At 72.3% G+C, this 19,600-nt stretch carries 13 protein-coding genes and 1 pseudogene; 6 read left to right on the plus strand and 8 right to left on the minus strand.

What is annotated here, in order from left to right; translation table 11 throughout:
• Positions 1-46: 46 nt before the first annotated feature.
• Entirely contained in the window at positions 47-1,660 is a 1,614-nt protein-coding gene (locus ACSNOG_RS14135) for a multicopper oxidase family protein (protein WP_436752981.1), read from the minus strand.
• A 61-nt stretch (positions 1,661-1,721) separates the two neighbouring features.
• Positions 1,722-2,201, minus strand: coding sequence for a hypothetical protein (locus ACSNOG_RS14140; RefSeq protein WP_436752982.1), 480 nt, complete (start codon positions 2,199-2,201; stop codon positions 1,722-1,724).
• Between the two features lie 111 nt (positions 2,202-2,312).
• Between ACSNOG_RS14140 and ACSNOG_RS14145 the strand changes: the two genes are divergently transcribed.
• From ACSNOG_RS14145 to ACSNOG_RS14165, 5 genes are all read left to right on the plus strand, one after another.
• The gene (locus tag ACSNOG_RS14145; protein WP_436752983.1) at positions 2,313-3,779 is read left to right on the plus strand and encodes an APC family permease; all 1,467 of its coding nucleotides are present in this window, start codon (positions 2,313-2,315) and stop codon (positions 3,777-3,779) included.
• Positions 3,780-3,894: 115 nt separating this feature from the next.
• Positions 3,895-4,755, plus strand: a complete 861-nt coding sequence (locus tag ACSNOG_RS14150) for an alpha/beta fold hydrolase (RefSeq protein ID WP_436752992.1) — start codon at positions 3,895-3,897, stop codon at positions 4,753-4,755.
• 230 nt (positions 4,756-4,985) lie between these two features.
• Positions 4,986-6,338 (plus strand): cytochrome P450, encoded by a 1,353-nt coding sequence (locus tag ACSNOG_RS14155; RefSeq protein WP_436752984.1) that lies wholly within the window; start codon positions 4,986-4,988, stop codon positions 6,336-6,338.
• Between the two features lie 183 nt (positions 6,339-6,521).
• A complete protein-coding gene (glnA, locus tag ACSNOG_RS14160) occupies positions 6,522-7,883 on the plus strand; it encodes a type I glutamate--ammonia ligase (protein ID WP_168092976.1) in 1,362 nt (453 codons plus the stop codon).
• A gap of 72 nt (positions 7,884-7,955) precedes the next feature.
• Positions 7,956-11,018, plus strand: a complete 3,063-nt coding sequence (locus tag ACSNOG_RS14165) for a bifunctional [glutamine synthetase] adenylyltransferase/[glutamine synthetase]-adenylyl-L-tyrosine phosphorylase (RefSeq protein ID WP_436752985.1) — start codon at positions 7,956-7,958, stop codon at positions 11,016-11,018.
• Positions 11,019-11,043: 25 nt separating this feature from the next.
• Here ACSNOG_RS14165 and ACSNOG_RS14170 read toward each other — a convergent pair whose 3' ends face one another.
• From ACSNOG_RS14170 to ACSNOG_RS14195, 6 genes are all read right to left on the minus strand, one after another.
• The gene (locus ACSNOG_RS14170) at positions 11,044-11,892 is read right to left on the minus strand and encodes a phosphatase PAP2 family protein (RefSeq protein ID WP_436752986.1); all 849 of its coding nucleotides are present in this window, start codon (positions 11,890-11,892) and stop codon (positions 11,044-11,046) included.
• 36 nt (positions 11,893-11,928) lie between these two features.
• Complete coding sequence (locus ACSNOG_RS14175) at positions 11,929-12,981, minus strand: LacI family DNA-binding transcriptional regulator (RefSeq protein WP_436752987.1); 1,053 nt, start codon at positions 12,979-12,981, stop codon at positions 11,929-11,931.
• A gap of 25 nt (positions 12,982-13,006) precedes the next feature.
• Positions 13,007-14,650, minus strand: coding sequence for a glycoside hydrolase family 13 protein (locus ACSNOG_RS14180; RefSeq protein ID WP_436752988.1), 1,644 nt, complete (start codon positions 14,648-14,650; stop codon positions 13,007-13,009).
• A gap of 103 nt (positions 14,651-14,753) precedes the next feature.
• Positions 14,754-15,620 carry a sugar ABC transporter permease gene (locus ACSNOG_RS14185; RefSeq protein WP_436752989.1) on the minus strand — a complete coding sequence of 289 codons (867 nt, stop codon included), beginning with the start codon at positions 15,618-15,620 and terminating at the stop codon, positions 14,754-14,756.
• Positions 15,617-16,558: a carbohydrate ABC transporter permease gene (locus ACSNOG_RS14190; protein ID WP_436752990.1), complete on the minus strand. Its 942-nt coding sequence runs from the start codon at positions 16,556-16,558 to the stop codon at positions 15,617-15,619. Before ACSNOG_RS14190 ends, ACSNOG_RS14185 begins: the two co-directional genes overlap by 4 nt.
• A gap of 6 nt (positions 16,559-16,564) precedes the next feature.
• Positions 16,565-17,866, minus strand: a complete 1,302-nt coding sequence (locus ACSNOG_RS14195; protein WP_436752991.1) for an extracellular solute-binding protein — start codon at positions 17,864-17,866, stop codon at positions 16,565-16,567.
• Positions 17,867-18,124: 258 nt separating this feature from the next.
• On the opposite strand from ACSNOG_RS14195, the pseudogene ACSNOG_RS14200 reads away from it, so the two are divergent.
• Positions 18,125-19,501, plus strand: a pseudogene (locus ACSNOG_RS14200) (alpha-amylase); the annotation flags it as partial.
• Positions 19,502-19,600: the final 99 nt, after the last annotated feature.

The following is a 19,600-nucleotide window of genomic DNA, read 5'->3' on the forward strand; positions in this document are numbered from 1 at the left end:
GCGATCTCTGAGCGGCGAGTTGCGCCCGCTGCGGGTCGCCCTCCGATTACTTCCGGTAGCCGAGCAGCGTCATCATCCCCGACTCCGAGTGGTAGACGTTGTGGCAGTGGAGCATCCACAGGCCCGGGTTGTCGGCGTCGAAGTCCACGTCCAGCCGCTTGCCCGGCAGCACGATCGCCGTGTCCTTGCGCGGCCCGCCGCCCGGCAGGGCGAACGTGTGGCCGTGCAGGTGCATCGGGTGCCACATCGTGGTCGCGTTGACGAAGGACAGCCGCACCCGCTCGCCCTGCGCCACGGGCAGCCGCCGCGAGGGCGCGTACTTCTCCCCGTTGATCGCCCAGTCGTACTTCGCCATCGAACCCGTCAGCCGGAGCGTGAGCGTGCGGTCCGGCCCGCGGTCCCGCAGCCGTACGGCCTTGTCGGCCTTGAGCCGGTCGGCGGTGAGCACCTTCCCGTCCAGCTCGCGCGGGCGCGCCGACGCGTCGGGGGCCGTGCCGCCGCCCGTCCGCAGCAGCGCCAGCGCGGCCTCCTTCTTGCCCTCGGCGAGCGCGGTCAGCGGGAAGACGCCGTCCTTCGCCTCGACCAGCACGTCGTAGCGCTCGCCCATGCCCAGCAGCAGCGCGTCCGTCTCCGCGTGCTCGACGGGGAAGCCGTCCGTGTGGGTGACCGTCATCCTGTGGTCGCCGAGGGCCACGCGGAAGGCGGTGTCCCCGCCCGCGTTGACGAAGCGGATGCGGATCCGGTCGCCGGGCTTGGCCGCGAACGTCTCGGGGTCGGCCGGCGCGCGCCCGTTGACCAGGTAGTACGGGTAGGCGACGTCGCCCGCGTCGCCGCCGAGGAGGGGGCTGGTGGCGCCCATCAGCATGCGGGACGGGGACTTCCCGGGCGCCGGCGTGGCCGATGCTGCGGACGTCATCGACATGTGGTGCATGCCGCCGCCCCCACCGCCGTGGTCCATGCCGCCCCCGCCGTGGTCCATCCCGCCCATGTCGTGGTCCATGCCCTTGGCCAGCTCCGCCAGGACCGCGTCCGGGGTGCTGCCGTCCACCCCGTCCACCCAGTCGTCGAGGACGACGACCCACTCCTTGTCGTACTGCAGCGGCTCCTTCGGGTCCTCCACGATCAGCGGCGCGTACAGCCCGCGGTCCTGCTGGACGCCCGAGTGCGGGTGGAACCAGTACGTGCCCGGGTGGGTGACCGCGAAGCGGTAGGCGAACGACGCGCCCGCCTTGACCGGCTGCTGCGTGACGCCCGGCACGCCGTCCATGTCGTTGCGGAGCGCGAGCCCGTGCCAGTGCATGGACGTGGGCTCGGGCAGGTGGTTGGCGAGGGTGAGGGCGAGCGTGTCGCCCGCGGTGACCCGGACCTCCTTGCCGGGCAGCCGGTCGCCGTAGGCCCAGGTGGTGACCGTACGGCCGCCCAGGTCGAGCTGCGCCCGGGTCGCGGTGAGCCGGACCTCGCGGACGGGGCCGCTCCCGCGCTTCGCCTCGGCCGCGGCGACCTCCTGACCGTCGGGCGTGACGAAGGAGGCGGGCGGGGCGGAGGGGGAGGAGGAGCCGCCGGCGCCGTCGGAGCAGGCGGCGAGCAGGCCGCCCCCGGCGGCGGCGAGACCGGCGCCGAGCACGGCGCGGCGCGTAGGGGCAGGGGTGTGCGTACGCATGGGTGAGTGCACCTCTGAGGGGTCGCTGAAGCAGGGTGGGAACGCGCGCGGACGCGTGCTCCTACACCCGCAGCACCGACAGCCGGGCGAGGGACTTGTGCCGTGGAGGCGGCGGGATCGGCCACAGGGCCCGCAGCAGCCGCGCCCGGAGGGCGGCCGGGGCGGCGGCGGGACGGCGGAGGGCGGCGGTGACCAGCAGCAGGACGAGCGCCGGCAGGGCGCCGCCGCCGAGGACCCCCTGACCGCCCCCGGCATGGATCCCATGTCCGTCTGCCTGGCCGTCCTCGGCGGTGGGCCCGGGGGAAGGGGCGTGCGCCTGCTGCGCATGCATCCCGGCCGCCGCATGCGCACCGGCCTCCTGCCTTGTACGCGCATGCCCCGTACGCGCATGCTCCGTAGCCGCCGCATGCGCCTTGCCCGCGTGCCCCGTCGGATGGCCCAGCGTGTGCATCGTGACGATGCCCAGCAGCAGGGCGGAGAGCAGCAACAGGCGCCCGCACCACGCGGCGGCCGCCGTCCCCTGCTGTCCGTTCCGGATCACCCTCGCACCCTACCCCCGCGGGGTATGTGCCGGTTCCACGGCCCCGAAATGGGATTATGGGGTGAAACGTTCAACGCTCCCCGCACGGCCCTGAAGGACGCTCCCCCTCCCATGACCATCACGGAACAGGTGAGGGACGACCGTCCCGTCGCCGCCGTCCCCGCACCGCCGCAGGGCTCGCAGCCCCCGTTCATCTCGTGGGTGACCCTCGCGATGATGACCACCGCCTCCGTCGCCAACCTGCGGCCCGCGCCGTCCATGGCGCTCTACGGGCTCGCCGCCGTCTTCCTCTACCTCCTCCCGGCCGTGGTCTTCCTGCTGCCGACCGCCCTGGTCTCCGCCGAGCTGGCCTCGGGCTGGACCGGCGGCATCTACCGCTGGGTCAGCGAAGGGCTCTCCAAGCCGCTGGGCTTCCTGGCCGTGTGGTGCCAGTTCGCGATGACGATCGCCTACTACCCGAGCCTGCTGGCCTACGTGGCGAGCACGTTCGCGTACGTCGTCGACCCGCGGCTGGCCGACAACGGCGTGTACGTCGCGATCGTCATCGTGGTCGTCTACTGGGCCGGCGTGCTGATCTCCACCCGCGGCACCAAGGCCGTGGCCGGGCTCTCCAGCATGGGCCTCGTCATCGGCACCCTGGTCCCGGGCGTCGTCCTCGTCGTCCTCGGCCTGGTCTTCCTCGGCCAGGGCAACGCTTCCGCCGCGCCCATGGACGGCGGGCACCTGCTGCCGCCGTGGACCGGCCTGGCCAGCCTCGTGCTGATCGTCGGCAACTTCCTGTCGTACGCGGGCATGGAGATGAACGGCGTCCACGTCTCCTCGCTGCGCGAGCCCGGCAAGCAGTTCCCGCGCTCGGTGTTCGCGGCCACCGGCCTCGTCCTGCTGATCTTCATCCTGCCCGCCCTGGCCATCAGCTGGGTCATGCCCGGCGAGGACCTCAGCCTCACCGCGGGCGTCATGCAGGCCTTCCAGGGCTTCTTCGACCACTTCCACGTGGGCTGGCTGACCAAGGTCGTCGGCGTGCTGCTCGTCGCGGCGGCGCTCGGCGGCATGCTCGCGTGGCTGGCCGGACCCTCCAAGGGCCTGCTGATGGTCGCCCGGCAGGAGGGCTACCTGCCGCCCGCGCTGCAGAAGCTCAACAAGAACGGCGTCCAGCGCAACATCTTGGTCGCCCAGGGCGGGCTGACCACCGTCATCGCGCTGCTGTACGCCTTCATCCCGGACGTCTCCAGCGCGTACTGGATCTTCTCCGTGATCACCACGCAGATCTACCTCGTCGTCTACCTGCTGATGTTCGCCGCCGCCGTGCGCCTGCGACGCACACAGCCGGACCGGCCGCGCGGCTTCCGGGTGCCCGCGCTGCGCCTCGTCGCGGGCACCGGCTTCGTGGCCTCGCTCGCCGCCATGGGCATCGGCTTCGTGCCGCCCGAGCAGTTCGGCGGCGGGCCGCTGTGGCGCTACCTGCTCACCGTCGGCGGCGGGCTGCTCGTGCTCGGCTTCCTCGCACCACTGGCGTTCCTGAAGTTCCGCAAACCCCACTGGGTGGCACCGGAGCACCGGGAGAGCGCCGTCCGTTAGCTTGTCGGAGAGCGACGAGGGGGAGCCCATGAACAGCGCGAACGGCGGCCGGGGCGTCAACGGCACGGTGCGGCCGCGGTCGCCGGAGTGCGAGGCGGCGCGGCCGCCCGGGCGCATGCTGCGGGTCGGCGGGGTGCCGCTGCACGTGGTGCGCGAAGGGGCGGGCCCGGTGTGCGTGCTCAGCGCCGGGCTCGGCATGGGCTGGTTCGACTGGGAGCCCGTCGTGCCGCTCCTGACGCCGCACCGCACCGTCGTCCGCTTCGACCGGCCCGGCCTCGGGTTCAGCGCGCCGCCCGTCGAGCCGCCCACCGCCTGCGGCGAGGCCGACCGGATAGCCGGTGTGCTCGACGCGCTGGGGCTGCGCGAGCCCGTCACGGTCGTCGGCCACTCCCTGGCCGGCTTCCACGCCGAGGCGTTCGCCCGGCTGCACCCGCAGCGCACCGCCGGCATCGTGCTCGTCGACGGCAGCGTGGAGGAGGACGCCCGGCCCGTCCCCGCCCGCCGGCTGCGCACCACCGCCGCGCACGCCCGCGGCGCGGTCGTCGCCGCGTCGGGGCTGCCGCGCGCGCTCGGCCCCTCGCTGCGGCGGCTCACCGTCCGCGCCTCCTCCGTCAACCGCCAGGACCCGGCCCCGGCCGACCTGGTGCGGCGCACGTACGGCACGGGGCGGGTGGTGCGGGCCCTGCTCATGGAGAACGCCCGCTACCGCGACGTGGCCGCCGAGCTGGACGCCCTGCGCGAGAGCCACCCCCTGCCGCCGGTGCCGGTGAGCGTCCTCGCGGCCTCTCCCGGCACCGGCTCCTGGCTGGAGCGGCGCTGGCTGGAACGGCAGCGGGGGCTCGCGGAGCGGCTCGACGGGCGCTTCGAGGCGGTGGCCCCCGCGGGCCACCTCCTGATGTACGACCGCCCCCAGGCGGTGGCCACGGCGGTCCTGACCACCCCACCCACCCACTTCCGCAGCCCCGACCACCCCTGACCGCCCTGCCGCGACCTTCGACGGGGGAAAGGGGGCGGCCCCGGCCCGTTCCACCCATGATGGTGGCCCGCTGCGAGGCGACAGGGCGGAATCAGCCCCTCCATGAGTCGGTCACCCGGCCGGCCCCCGGCGTTCAGGTGCCGTCAAACCGGAGAAACCCGGGGTTTTGAGGGGTGGTGCGGCGGAAAACCTCGTGGCGCGTTCTGCGCACCGCCGATTGAGGGACCGCCATGCCCGCCACGTACGTGTCCGGAACCGCCCCCGGGGCCCTGCCGCTCGTCGGTCACGCCTGGCCGCTGATGCGCAGGCCCCTGGAATTCCTCCGTTCCCTGCCCGCCCACGGCGACCTGGTGGAGATCCGCCTGGGCTCCGTCCCGGCCTACGTCCCGTGCCACCCCGAGCTCCTGCGGCAGGTGCTCTTCGACGACCGGACCTTCGACAAGGGAGGGGCGTTCTTCACCCGGTTCAGGGACGTCGTCGGCAACGGCCTGGGCAGTTGCGCGCACCGGGACCACCGCCGGCAGCGGCGGCTGGTCCAGCCGTCCTTCCACCCCGCCCGCCTGGCGGGCTACGCCGGGGTGATGGCGCAGGAAGCGGCCCGGCTCGGCGCGTCCTGGCGCGCCGGCCTGGTCGTCGACGTCTTCCCCGCCATGTTCGGGCTCGCCCTGCGCACGGTCACCCGCACCCTCTTCTCGGCCCTGCCGGCGGAGGAGGACGTGGACCGCCTCCAGGAGTCCTTCCGCATCGCGCTCGGCGGCCTGTTCCGGCGGATGTTCGTCCCCGGGCCCGTGCAGCGCCTGCCGCTGCCCGCGAACCGCCGCTACGAGCGGGCCCTGGCCGACCTGCACGGCACGGTGGACCGCCTCGTCACCGCGTACCGCAGCGGCGGGCGGGACCACGGCGACCTGCTGTCCACCCTGATCGCCGCCCGGGAGGGGGACGGCGGCGCGGGCCTGTCCGACGCCGAGATCCACGACCAGGTCACGACGATGGTCTTCGGCGGCTCGGAGACCGTGGCCGCGGCCCTGACGTGGTCGCTGTACGCGCTGGCCCGCCACCCGCAGGCGGCCCGCGAGCTGCACGCCGAGCTCGACGCGGTCCTCGGCGGCCGCGCGCCGACGCCCGCCGACCTCCCGCACCTGCCGCGCACCACGCAGATCGTCACCGAGTCGCTGCGCCTCTACCCGCCCGCATGGCTGTTCACCCGCGTCACCACGGCCCCGGTCGAGCTGGCCGGCCGCCGGCTGCCGCCCGGCACCACGATGGTCGTCAGCCCTCCGGTCGTCCACCACAGCCCGGCCGTGCACGCGCGCCCGGCGGAGTTCTGCCCCGCCCGCTGGCCCGCCGACCAGCCCGGCCGGCCGCCCCGCGACGGCTTCGCGATCTTCGGCGTGGGCGCCCGCAAGTGCATCGGCGACGTCTACGCCATGACCGAGGCCACGCTCGCCCTGGCCACCCTCTGCCACCGCTGGCGGATGGAGTTCGCACCCGGCACGGACCCCCGCCCGCGGCCCCTGGCCACCGTCCAGTACCCCCGCCGGCTGCTGCTGCGGCTCTCGGAGCGCGGGCCCGCGGCGGCCTGACGGGCGGCCCGGCCGTGCGGCGTCGGCGGGTGAGCAGGCAAGATGGGGTGGAGGGGCACCCGGGGCTCGGCGTTCGGACTCACGCACGCAACGCGCTCGACATCATGTGGTGGGATGCTCTATGCCCCCCGACGTGCCCCGCGGCTTGGGAAGGGGCGGCCTGACCAGCGAGGATGGGTAGCTATGGATAAGCAGCAGGAGTTCGTGCTCCGCACTCTGGAAGAGCGCGACATCCGCTTCGTGCGGCTGTGGTTCACCGACGTGCTCGGCTATCTGAAGTCCGTGGCCGTCGCCCCCGCCGAGCTGGAGCAGGCCTTCGACGAGGGCATCGGCTTCGACGGCTCCGCGATCGAGGGCTTCGCGCGGGTCTACGAGTCCGACATGATCGCCAAGCCGGATCCGGGCACCTTCCAGATCCTGCCCTGGCGCGCGGAGGCCCCGGGCACCGCCCGGATGTTCTGCGACATCCTCATGCCGGACGGCTCGCCCTCCTACGCGGACCCGCGCTACGTCCTCAAGCGCATCCTCGCCAAGACCTCCGACCTCGGCTTCACCTTCTACACCCACCCCGAGATCGAGTTCTTCCTGCTGAAGGACAAGCCGGTGGACGGCACCCGCCCGGTGCCCGCCGACTCCTCCGGCTACTTCGACCACACCCCGCAGAACGTGGGCATGGACTTCCGCCGCCAGGCCATCACCATGCTCGAATCCATGGGCATCTCGGTCGAGTTCAGCCACCACGAGGGCGCCCCGGGCCAGCAGGAGATCGACCTGCGCTACGCCGACGCGCTCTCCACGGCCGACAACATCATGACCTTCCGGCTCGTGATGAAGCAGGTGGCCCTGGAGCAGGGCGTGCAGGCCACGTTCATGCCCAAGCCGTTCTCCGAGTACCCCGGCTCGGGCATGCACACCCACCTGTCGCTCTTCGAGGGCGACCGCAACGCCTTCTACGAGTCCGGCGCCGAGTACCAGCTCTCCAAGGTCGGCCGGTCCTTCATCGCCGGTCTGCTGCGGCACGCCGCGGAGACCTCCGCCGTCACCAACCAGTGGGTCAACTCGTACAAGCGCATCTGGGGCGGCTCGAAGCGCACCGCGGGCGCGGGCGGCGAGGCCCCCTCGTACATCTGCTGGGGCCACAACAACCGCTCCGCGCTCATCCGCGTGCCCATGTACAAGCCCGGCAAGACCGGTTCGACGCGCGTCGAGGTCCGCTCCATCGACTCCGGCGCCAACCCGTACCTGACCTACGCGGTCCTGCTGGCCGCGGGCCTGAAGGGCATCGAGGAGGGCTACGAGCTCCCGGCCGGCGCCGACGACGACGTGTGGGCGCTGTCCGACTCCGAGCGCCGCGCCATGGGCATCGAGCCGCTGCCGCAGAACCTCGGCGAGGCCATCGAGCTGATGGAGCGCAGCGAACTGGTGGCCGAGACCCTCGGCGAGCACGTCTTCGACTTCTTCCTGCGCAACAAGAAGCAGGAGTGGGAGGAGTACCGCTCGGAGGTCACCGCCTTCGAGCTGCGCAAGATGCTGCCGGTGCTCTAGGCGGGAGACGGGGCCGCGGGGCCGTGCGGCCCCGTGGCTATCATGGCGGCAGCGCGCGAGCGAGAGGTGCCGATGACACTGCCTGAAGGGCGTCGCAGCAGCTCGTACACCCGGCTGCTGAAGTACGGCTTCACCGATCCGGCAGCCGCCGAGCGGCGGCTGGAGGCTCCGGCGCTCGCGGCCGGACGCACCGACCCCGTCCTGCTGGACGCCCTCGGCGCCACCGCCGATCCCGATCTCGCGCTGCACGGCCTGCTGCGGCTCGCCGAGGCGCTGGACGCCCGCGACGGCGGCGACCGCCAGGCCCTGATGGACACGCTGGTCACCGCCAAGCCGCTGCGCGACCGGCTGCTCGGGGTGCTCGGCGCCTCCGAGGCGCTGGGCGACCACCTGGCCCGCCACCCCGGCGACTGGCACGCGCTCGTCACCTACGAGGCGGCCGATCTCAACCCGGGCGTTGCGGAGTTCGAGAAGGCGCTGGCCGACGGCGCGCGCGGCGGCCGGGAGGCCGGGCTGGACGCGGCCGACGCCCTGCGCGCCGCCTACCGCCGCTGCCTGCTGACGATCGCCGCGCGGGACGTGTGCGGCACGACCGACGTGGCCCAGACCGCCGCCGAGCTCGCGGACCTGGCCACCGTCACCCTGCGCGCCGCCCTCGCCATCGCCGCCGAGGAGCAGCCCGGGGACGCGGCGGCCTGCAGGCTCGCGGTCATCGGCATGGGCAAGTGCGGCGGCGGCGAGCTCAATTACGTCTCGGACGTGGACGTCGTCTTCGTGGCGGAGGCGAAGGAGGGGACGGCCGAGGGGCCGGCCCTGCAGGCCGCCACGCGCCTGGCCTCGCGGATGATGCGCGTGTGCTCGGACGTCACGCCCGAGGGCACCATCTGGCCCGTGGACGCCAACCTGCGGCCCGAGGGCCGCAACGGCCCCCTGGTGCGCACCCTCTCCAGCCACCTCGCCTACTACCAACGCTGGGCCAAGACCTGGGAGTTCCAGGCCCTGCTCAAGGCCCGCCCGGTCGCCGGAGACCTCACCCTGGGGCAGGCCTACGCGGACGCCGTCGCCCCCCTGGTGTGGCAGGCCGCCGAGCGCGACAACTTCGTGCCCGACGTGCAGCAGATGCGCCGCCGCGTCATCGCCTCCATCCCCGCCGGCCAGGTCGACCGCGAGCTCAAGCTGGGCCCGGGCGGCCTGCGCGACGTCGAGTTCGCCGTGCAGCTGCTGCAGCTCGTCCACGGCCGCGGGGACGCCACGGTGCGCGCCTCCGGCACCCTCGACGCCCTGACCGCCCTGGCCGCGGGCGGCTACGTGGGCCGCACCGACGCCGCCGCGCTCGACGCCGCCTACCGCTTCCTGCGCGCCATGGAGCACCACATCCAGCTCCACCGCCTGCGCCGCACCCACCTGATGCCGGAGGCCGAGGCCGACCAGCGCCGCCTCGGCCGCTCCCTGGCCCGCGTCCTGTCGTGGCCGCCGGGCACGGAGCCGGTGGACGGGCTCGCCCGCGAGTGGAAGCGGCACGCCCGCGAGGTGCGCCGGCTGCACGAGAAGCTCTTCTACCGGCCGCTGCTGGACGCCGTCGCCCAGCTGGAGCCGGGGGCGATCCGGCTCAGCGCCAAGGAGGCGGGCAACCGCCTGCAGGCCCTCGGCTACGCCGACCCCGCCGCCGCCCTGCGCCACCTGGAGGCGCTCGCCTCGGGCGTGTCCCGCAAGGCCGCCATCCAGCGCACCCTGCTGCCCGTCCTGCTCGGCTGGTTCGCCGACTCCGCCGACCCCGACGCCGGCCTGCGGGGCTTCCGCATGGTCTCCGACGCCCTCGGCCGCACCCCCTGGTACCTGCGCCTGCTGCGCGACGAGGGCGCCGCCGCCGAGAACCTCGCCCGCGTGCTCTCCGCCGGCCGCCTCGCCCCCGACCTGCTGCTGCGCGCCCCCGAGGCCGTGGCCCTGCTCGGCGACCCCGAGGGCCTGCGCCCGCGCGGCCGGGAGGCCCTCGAACAGGAGACGCTGGCCGCCGTCAACCGCTCGGAGGGCGCCGAGGCCGCGATCGTCGCCGTCCGCGGGGTCCGCCGCCGCGAGCTGTTCCGCACCGCCGCCGCGGACATCATCGGGGCGTACGGGCGGGGCGGCGCCCCCGGCGCGGCCGCGGCCAACGGCGAGCGCGACCCCCACGTCCGCGTCGACACCGTCGGCGACGCCGTCTCCGACCTCAATGCCGCCGCCGTCGCGGGGGCCCTGCGCGCCGCCGTGCGCGCCGAGTGGGGCGACACCCTGCCCACGCGCTTCGCCGTCATCGGCATGGGCCGCTTCGGCGGCCACGAGCAGGGCTACGGCTCGGACGCCGACGTGCTCTTCGTGCACGAGCCCCGCGAGGGCGTCTCCGACGAGGAGGCGGCCAAGGCGGCCTCCGCCGTCGCGGGGGAGATGCGGCGCCTCCTCCAACTTCCCACGACCGATCCGCCCCTGCACATCGACACGGACCTCAGGCCCGAGGGCAAGTCGGGCCCCATCGTGCGCAGCCTCGCCTCGTACGCCGCCTACTACCGGCGCTGGTCGCTGGTGTGGGAGAGCCAGGCGCTGCTGCGCGCCAAGCCGGTGGCGGGCGACGCCGAGCTGGGGCAGCGGTTCATCGACCTGATCGATCCGCTGCGCTATCCCGCCGAGGGCCTCGGCGAGGACGCGGTGCGCGAGATCCGGCGGCTCAAGGCCCGCATGGAGAGCGAGCGCCTGCCGCGCGGCGCGGACCCGACGACCCACACCAAGCTCGGGCGCGGCGGCCTGTCGGACGTGGAGTGGACCGTGCAGCTGCTGCAGCTGCGGCACGCCTGGGCGGAGCCCGGGCTGCGCACGACCCGCACCCGCAAGGCGCTGGCGGCCGCGTGCGCCGCCGAGCTGCTGAGCGCGGAGGCTGCTGCCATCCTGGACGATGCGTGGGTTCTCGCGACGAGCGTGCGCAATGCGGTCATGCTCGTGCGCGGCCGGTCCGGGGACACCTTCCCCACGGAGCCGCGGGAGCTGGCGGCCGTGGGCCGCTACCTGGGCTACGAACCGGGTCACGTGGGGGACATGCTCGACGACTACCGGCGCACCACGCGGCGCGCCCGGGCCGTCGTCGACGAGCTGTTCTACGGGGCGTGAGCCGCGGCCCCCGGGCCGCGGGTCCCTACGCCACGCGCCGCGCGAGCCGGCCCGGCGTCGCCCCGAACCACACGAAGGAGACGGCGAAGCCGAACGCGAGGCAGAGCAGGCCCCCCACGGCGTCGAGCCAGAAGTGGTTGGCCGTCGCCACGATGACCACCAGCGTGGCGACGGGATAGAGCAGGCCCAGCACCTTCGCCCACAGCGGGCGCGCCACCATCGCGACGACGACGCCGCACCAGGTGGACCAGCCGATGTGCATCGAGGGCATCGCCGCGTACTGGTTGGACATGTCGGCCAGGTTGCCCGAGGCCATGGAGCCCCAGGTGTGGTGGACCACCACGGTGTCGACGAAGTGCTCGCCGGACATCAGGCGGGGCGGGGCGAGGGGGAAGAGGTAATAGCCGAGCAGGGCGACGGCGGTGGTGGCGAAGAGGGCGAGACGGGCGGCGGAATAGCGGCCGGGATGCCATCGGTAGAGCCAGACCAGCACGCCGATCGTCAGGACGAAGTGCAAGGTGGCGTAGTAGTAGTTCATGCCCACGATCAGCCACGTCACCGAATTCACGGCGTGGTTGATCGTGCTCTCCACGGCGATGTGCAGCGTGTGCTCGGCCCGCCATATCCAGTCCGCATTGCGGAGCGCCGCCGTCCGCTGCTCGGGAACGGCGTTCCGCACCAGGGAGTAGGTCCAGTAACTCACCGCGATCAGCAGCACCTCGAACCACAGGCGCGGCCTGCGTGGAGCCCGAAGCCTCCGCAGGCCGGCCCGCTGTCCGGTGACACGATCCGCCGGCGGCCGGTCCGCTCGCTCCTCGGTGGGTGGCGGGGCGGCCGTACGGCCTTCCAGTGTCCTTGCCGTCGCTTCACCCATAGGGAAACAGTCTGCCAGAAACCGGCCTGCGGCAGATCATCCCCAAGTCTGGTCTTCGCCCGCTTTCGGCCGGGATTCCGGGACCGATGCGGTTGAACCCCGAACCACCAGTTCGGGCAGGAAGACGAACTCGCTGTGCGGCGCCGGAGTGCCGCCGACCTCCTCCAGCAGCGCGCGCACCGCGGCCTGGCCCATCGACTGCACCGGCTGCCGGATCGTGGTCAGCGGCGGGTCCGTGAAGGCGATGAGCGGCGAGTCGTCGAAGCCGACGACCGAGATGTCCCGCGGGACCTCCAGGCCGTGCTGACGCGCCGCCCGGATCACGCCCAGCGCCATCATGTCGCTCGCGCACACCACGGCCGTGCAGCCGCGCTCGATGAGCGCCGCTGCCGCCGCCTGACCGCCCTCCAGCGAGAACAGCGAGTGCTGCACCAGCTGCCCCGCCTCGTCCTCCGGCAGGCCCAGCTCCTCGCGCATGCTGCGCAGGAACCCCTCGATCTTGCGCTGCACCGGCACGTAACGGTGCGGACCCAGCGCCAGGCCGATCCGCCGGTGCCCCAGTGCCGCCAAATGGGTGACGGCCAGCCGGACCGCCGCCCGGTCGTCCGGGGACACGAACGGGGCCCGTACCTTCGGCGAAAAACCGTTGATCAGGACGAAGGGAACGCCCTGCGCGCGCAGCCGCTCGTAACGCCCCATGTCCGCCGAGGTGTCGGCGTGCAGCCCGGAGACGAAAATGATGCCGGAGACCCCGCGGTCGACGAGCATCTCCGTGAGCTCGTCCTCCGTGGAGCCGCCGGGCGTCTGCGTGGCCAGCACCGGGGTGTAGCCCTGGCGCGTCAGGGCCTGGCCTATCACCTGAGCGAAGGCCGGGAATATGGGGTTCTCCAGCTCGGGCGTGATCAGCCCGACCAGGCCCGCGCTGCGCTGCCGCAGCCGCACGGGGCGCTCGTAGCCCAGGACGTCGAGCGCGGCCAGCACGGACTCGCGGGTGGAGGCGGCGACCCCCGGCTTCCCGTTGAGTACCCGGCTGACGGTTGCTTCGCTGACACCCGCTTGGGCTGCGATATCGGCCAGCCGTGCGGTCACAGGACTGGACCTTACCGGTCGCATTTCAGACTGCCCACCAAACACATGAATCGACGGGGATACGGACCGTACCACCGGTGAATTCCAGGGCGGCCGTGGCCAGCACCGGGCGGCCCGGCACCGGCATCCCCACCTCGTCCTCGCCCGTGTTCAGCGTGCACACCAGGCCCGGGCGGGCGAAGGCCAGCACGCCCTCGGGCGCCTCCAGCCACGTCATCTCCCCGTCGCCCAGGCCCGGCAGCTCGTGGCGCAGGGCCAGCGCCGAGCGGTAGAGCTCCAGCGTCGAGCGCGGGTCCCCGGACTGCGCCGCCACCGACAGCTCCGCCCACTGCTCCGGCTGCGGCAGCCAGCTGCCGCCCGGCCCGAAGCCGTAGGGGGCGTCCTCGCCCGACCACGGGATCGGCACCCGGCAGCCGTCGCGCGTGCCGTCCTGCCCGTCGCCGCGGAAGAACGCCGGGTCCTGGCGCACCTCGTCCGGCAGGTCCACGACCTCCGGCAGGCCCAGCTCCTCGCCCTGGTAGACGTACGCCGAGCCCGGCAGCGCCAGCATCAGCAGCGCCGCGGCCCGCGCCCGCGCCAGGCCCCGCTCGCCGCCGCCGTAGCGCGTGGTGTGCCGCACCACGTCGTGGTTGGAGAGCACCCACGTCGTGGGCGCGCCCACCGACAGGGTCGCCGCCAGCGACTCCTCGATCACCGTGCGCATCGCGCCGGCGCCCCAGTCGCAGGTCAGGAACTGGAAGTTGAACGCCTGGTGCAGCTCGTCCGGACGCACGTACAGCGCGAGCCGCTCCGAGGTCGGCGCCCACGCCTCCGCCACGCCGATCCGCTCGCCCGGGTAGGAGTCCAGCAGCCGCCGCCAGGCGCGGTGGATCTCGTGCACCCCGTCCTGGTCGAAGAAGGGCAGCACCTGCGCGCCGATGAGCTTGGCCTGCTCGCTCAGCCCGATGTCCGGCAGCCCCGGCGCCTTGACCATGCCGTGCGCGACGTCGATGCGGAAGCCGTCCACGCCCAGGTCCAGCCAGAAGCGGAGCACGGACTCGAACTCCTCGCGGACCTCCTCGTTCTCCCAGTTGAGGTCGGGCTGCTCCGGAGCGAACAGGTGTAGGTACCACTCGCCGGGAGTGCCGTCCGGGCGGGCCGTGCGCGTCCACGCCGGGCCGCCGAAGACCGACTCCCAGTCGTTCGGCGGCAGTTCCCCGGCCGCGCCGCGGCCCGGCCGGAAGTGGTAGCGCTCCCGCGCCGGACCGCCCTCTCTGTCGGCGAGGGCCGCCCGGAACCAGGCGTGCTGGTCCGAGGTGTGGTTGGGCACGATGTCGACGATCACCCGCAGGCCCAGCCGGTGCGCCTCCCGCACCAGGTCGTCCGCGTCGGACAGGTCCCCGAACAGCGGGTCCACGGCCCGGTAGTCCGCGACGTCGTAGCCGCCGTCCGCCTGCGGGGAGGCGTAGAACGGCGTGAGCCACACCGCGTCCACGCCCAGCTCGGCCAGGTACGGCAGGCGGTCGCGGATCCCGCGCAGGTCGCCGATGCCGTCGCCGTCGCTGTCGGCGAACGAGCGCACGTACACCTGGTAGATGACGGCGCTGCGCCACCATCCCCCGGTCTCGGATGCGCCCTCGCTCGCGGAGGCGGCGGCCGGGCGGACGGAGGGCGCGAGGTCCTGGGTCATGTACGTCCTATCGATTCGGTTGCGGAGGCGGAAGCGGGGGATCCAGCAGATCCCCACGGGTCAACGACGGCGGGCGGACAAGGTCAGCGGGTGCCGGTGGCGGTCAGCCCTTGGTGCCGCCCGCGGTGAGGCCGGCCACCAGGTGCCGCTGGGCGACGAAGAACACCACGGCCGCCGGAACGGTGATCAGCACGGCCGCCGCCGTCATCAGGCCCCACTCGGCCTTCTGCTGGCCCACGAACGTCTGCAGGCCCACGGCGAGGGTGTAGTGCTCCTCGCTGCTCATGAACTGGGTGGCGAAGGCGACCTCGCCCCAGGCGGTGATGAAGGAGTAGAAGCCGGTCACGGCCAGGCCCGGGCGGGCGAGCGGCACGATGAGCCGCCAGAACGTCCCGAAGGGGGTCAGCCCGTCCACCCGCCCCGCCTCGTCGATCTCGACGGGGACGGTGTCGAAGTACCCCTTGAGCATCCACGCGCAGAACGGCACGGAGATCGAGCAGTACGTCACGATCAGCCCGGTGTAGGAGTCCAGGAGTTCCAGCTCACCGAGAATGTTGTACAGCGGCACGATCAGCACCGCCATCGGGAACATCTGAACGACCAGGAAGGTCCACATCAGCGGCCGGTGGCCGGGGAAGCGCATCCGCGAGACGGCGTAGCCCGCCGTCGCCGCGATGAGCACCCCGAGGACGGTCGCCCCCAGCGCCACGATCACCGAATTGCCGAACCAGGTCAGGAACTTGGTCTCGCCGAGGATGTGGCTGTAGTTCGAGACGTCGAAGCCGACGAACCGCGTGGGCTCCTGCCAGCCGTCGCGCCCCCGCAGCGACACGAAGACGATGAAGGCGATGGGGAAGAGCGACACCAGGCTCGCGGCGACCAGCGCCGTGTGCAGCGCGGCCGAGGCCGTGCGCGAACGCTGCTCGCGCGAGCGGTGCCCGGAGGGCCGTACGGGCTGGACGGCGCTCATCGCACGGTCTCCTGTCGGTTGAGCATCCTGCGGTAGAAGACGGCGAAGACCAGCAACAGCGAGAGGATGAGGATGCCGTACGTGGCCGAGCCCGCGTAGTCGCGCACGCCCTGGAAGGCGAGCCGGTAGGCGTACGTCACCAGGATCTCGCTCTCGGAGCTCGCGCCCTGGCCGATCAGCAGGTAGATCACCTGGAACATGTTGAACGTCCAGATCACCCCGAGCAGGATCACCGTCCCGCTCACCGACTTCAGCCCCGGCAGCGTCACGTGCCGGAAGCGCTGCCAGGGGGTGGCGCCGTCCATCTCCGCGGCCTCGTGCAGCTCCCGCGGGATGGACTGCAGCCCGCCGAGGATCGCGACCATCATGAACGGCACGCCCAGCCAGACGTTGACCGCCACCGCCGACACCTTCTGCAGCGTCGCGTCGCCCAGCCAGTCCACCGGGTCCAGGCCCAGCTTCGTCAGGAAGGCGTTGAGCACGCCGTACTTCTCGTTGAACATCAGCCGCCAGGAGAAGGTGGCGACGAAGGCCGGCACCGCCCACGGCAGGATCAGCAGCACCCGGTACAGCGCCCTGAAGCGCATCGGCCGGTTGAGCAGGAGGGCGAGCCCCAGGCCGAGCGTGTAGTGCAGGAACACGCACGAGGCGGTCCACACGACCGTCCAGCCGAGGCGGGAGTAGAAGTGGCCCTCCTGCCCGGAGAGCACCTTCCAGTAGTTGTCCAGGCCCACCGACTTGTAGGTCGCCTCGATGTGGTTGACCCCGATGGTGCGCCCGACGTTCGCCTCGTTGGCGTCGGTGAACGACAGGTAGACGCCCTTGCCCAGTGGGTAGCCGACGAGGACCGCCAGGACGATGACGACGGGCAGCACCATCGCCCACGCGTACCAGTGGGTGCTGAAGGAGCGCCTGACCGTGGTGACGACTGTGGCCATCAGGCCCTACTCCTCGACGCCGTAGTCCTTGAGGAGCGCGGACTGCCAGGCCTTGGCCGTGGCGTCGAGCCCTTCCTTGGGCTCCTCCTTGAGCGTGAGGATCTTCGTGTAGTGCTGCAGCCAGTCCGTGAACAGGTCGCCGCCCTGCGGGATCGCCGGCCGCGGGTGGGCCTTGTCGAGGGCCTTGTAGTACGCGCTGCGCACCGGGTCGGCCAGGACCTCCTTGGTGTAGGCGGACTTGCGCGTCGGCAGCACGCCCACGCCGGTGGAGACCTGCTCCTGCTGCGCGGCGTCGGTCATGAAGCGCGTGAAGAGGTAGGAGGCGTCGAAGTTCTTCGAGCCGGCGTAGACCACCAGGTTGTGGCCGCCGACCGGGGCGCCCGCGGTGCCCGTGGAACCGGCCGGGATGGCCGAGATGCCCAGGTTGTCCTTGGACTTGTACGCGTCGCCGCCGAAGATCTCCTTGGTCGCCCAGGGACCGTCGATCAGCATCGCCAGCTTGCCGTTCTTGAAGTCCGTCTTGAGGGCGTTGTAGCCGTCGGTGCCGGCCGGCTTGGGCGCGGCGCCGGACTTCACGAGGTCGACGGCCGTCTCGATGCCCTTGCGGGACGCGGCCGAGGAGATGGTGATCTTCTTCTTGGCGACGTCGACCATGTCGCTCTTCTCGCCGTAGAGGAAGGGCAGCGAGTAGTAGCTGTCGGGGCTGAGGCCGATGCCCTCGGCGCCCGTCTTGTCCTTGATCTTCAGGGCGGCGTCCTTGACCTCCTGCCAGGTGGCCGGGGGCTTGTCGACGCCCGCCTTGGCGAACAGCTCCTTGTTGTAGAGCAGTCCGAGGGTGTCGGTGACCTGCGGGACGCCGTAGGTCTTGCCCTGGTAGGCCGCGTTCTTCAGCGGGCCCTCCAGGAAGTCCTCGGGCGCCTCGAGCGCCGGCGTGCCGGTGAGGTCCTTGAGGTAGCCGAGCTGGGCGAAGCCGGGCGTCCAGCCGACGTCGGAGCGCAGCACGTCCGGGGCGCCCTTGCCGGTGGCGGCGGCGGTCTTGAACTTCTGCTGGGCCTGGTCGAACGGCACGTTGACGTACTCGACCTTGATCTTCGGGTACTTCTGCTCGAAGGCCGAGACCAGCTTCTTGAACGCGGGCGCCTCGTTGGTGGCGTCCGAGGTGTCCCACCAGGTCACCGTGCCGCTGACGCTGCCCGGGTCGCTCGCCGCCTTGGCGCCGTCGTTCCCGCTGCCGCCGTCACCGCCGCACGCGGTCGCGGTGAGTGCCAGCACACCGACGACGGCAGCGACCGATATGCCTCTTCGCATATGGATCTCCTCGTGAAGGAGGCCGACCGTCGCGGGCGGCCCCGAGCTGTGGAGGAAGGTAACAGGCTGCAATCTCTTGCGAAAGGGTTTGCAAGAACGAAACGGCGAGATTTCTCGGTGGTAACCGTCTCGTGTCCTAGGGGTTGACCGGCCGTTACCCGGCTCGTACGGTCTCGTGCGCGGCAGGTTCCGGTTGGCTTGCGAACGGCTTGCGCAAGAACCTTCATTGCTGCACATCCCCCACCCCAGGAGCTCCGCATGCCTGCGACAGCCCGAAGAATCCTTTCTGTGGCCTTTGCTCTGGCGGCCTCCGTCACGGTCTGTGTCCCCCGCGCGGAAGCGGCCGCGCCCGGCGGGAAGGACGTCACGGCCGTCCTCTTCGAGTGGAAGTACGACGCGGTCGCGAAGGAGTGCGGGGAGGCCCTCGGACCGGCCGGCTACGGCTACGTCCAGGTCTCCCCGCCGCAGGAGCACGTGCAGGGCCCGCAGTGGTGGACCTCGTACCAGCCGGTGGGCTATGCGATAGCGGGCCGGCTGGGCGACCGGGCGGCCTTCGCGAACATGGTCGATTCCTGCCACAGCGCGGGCGTCAAGGTCGTCGTCGACGCCGTCGTCAACCACATGGCCGCCGGATCCGGCACCGGAACCGGCGGCTCCGCGTATACGAAGTACGACTACCCCGGCACGTACCGGCCCCAGGACATGGACGACTGCACCACCGTGGTCACCGACTACCGCGACCGCCGCAACGTCCAGGACTGCGAACTCGTCGGCCTCGCCGACCTCGACACGGGCGAGGAGCCCGTGCGCGAGCGCATCGCCCGCTACCTGAACGACCTGCTCTCGCTCGGCGTCGACGGCTTCCGCATCGACGCCGCCAAGCACGTCCCCGCGGCCGACCTCGCCGACATCAAGTCCCGGCTGAGCCGCAGCGGCGTCTACTGGAAGCAGGAAACGATCCACGGCGCGGGCGAGGCCGTCCAGCCGGAGGAGTACCTCGGCACCGGTGACGTCCAGGAGTTCCGCTACGCGCGCGACCTCAAGCGGGTGTTCCAGCACGAACGGCTCGCCTACCTCAAGAACTACGGCGAGGGCTGGGGCTACCTCCCCGGCGGACAGGCCTCCGTCTTCGTCGACAACCACGACACCGAGCGCGGCGGCGACACCCTCAGCTACAAGGACGGCGCCGCCTACACCCTGGCAGGCGTCTTCATGCTCGCCTGGCCCTACGGCTCGCCCGACGTGCACTCCGGCTACGAGTTCACCGACCGCGACGCGGGGCCGCCGAACGGAGGTGCAGTGGGGGCTTGTTGGCAGGACGGTTGGAAGTGCCAGCACAAGTGGCCTGAGATTCGGAGCATGGTCGGCTTCCGCAACGCGGTGCGGGGCGCGGCGGTCGGTGACTGGTGGGACAACGGCTACCAAGCCATCGCCTTCGGACGGGGCGACAAGGGCTACGTCGTCGTCAACCACGAGGCCTTCGCGCTCGGCCGCACCTTCCAGACGTCCCTGCCGGGCGGCGAGTACTGCGACGTGCAGAGCGGGCGACGGGTGACGGTGGACGCCAACGGCCGCTTCACGGCCACGGTGGCGCCGAACACGGCGCTGGCGCTGCATGCGGGTGCGCGTACGTGCGGTTGATTTTTCCCCTGCCGGTCCCTTCCCGGCAGCCGTATCTCAGCCCGTCCGGCGCTTGAGGACGAGCGCGTTCAGAGCGATACGGGGGTCCGGGGG

The organism is Streptomyces sp. URMC 124, assembly GCF_051386455.1.
In the GTDB taxonomy this organism is placed as follows: Bacteria; Actinomycetota; Actinomycetes; order Streptomycetales; family Streptomycetaceae; genus Streptomyces.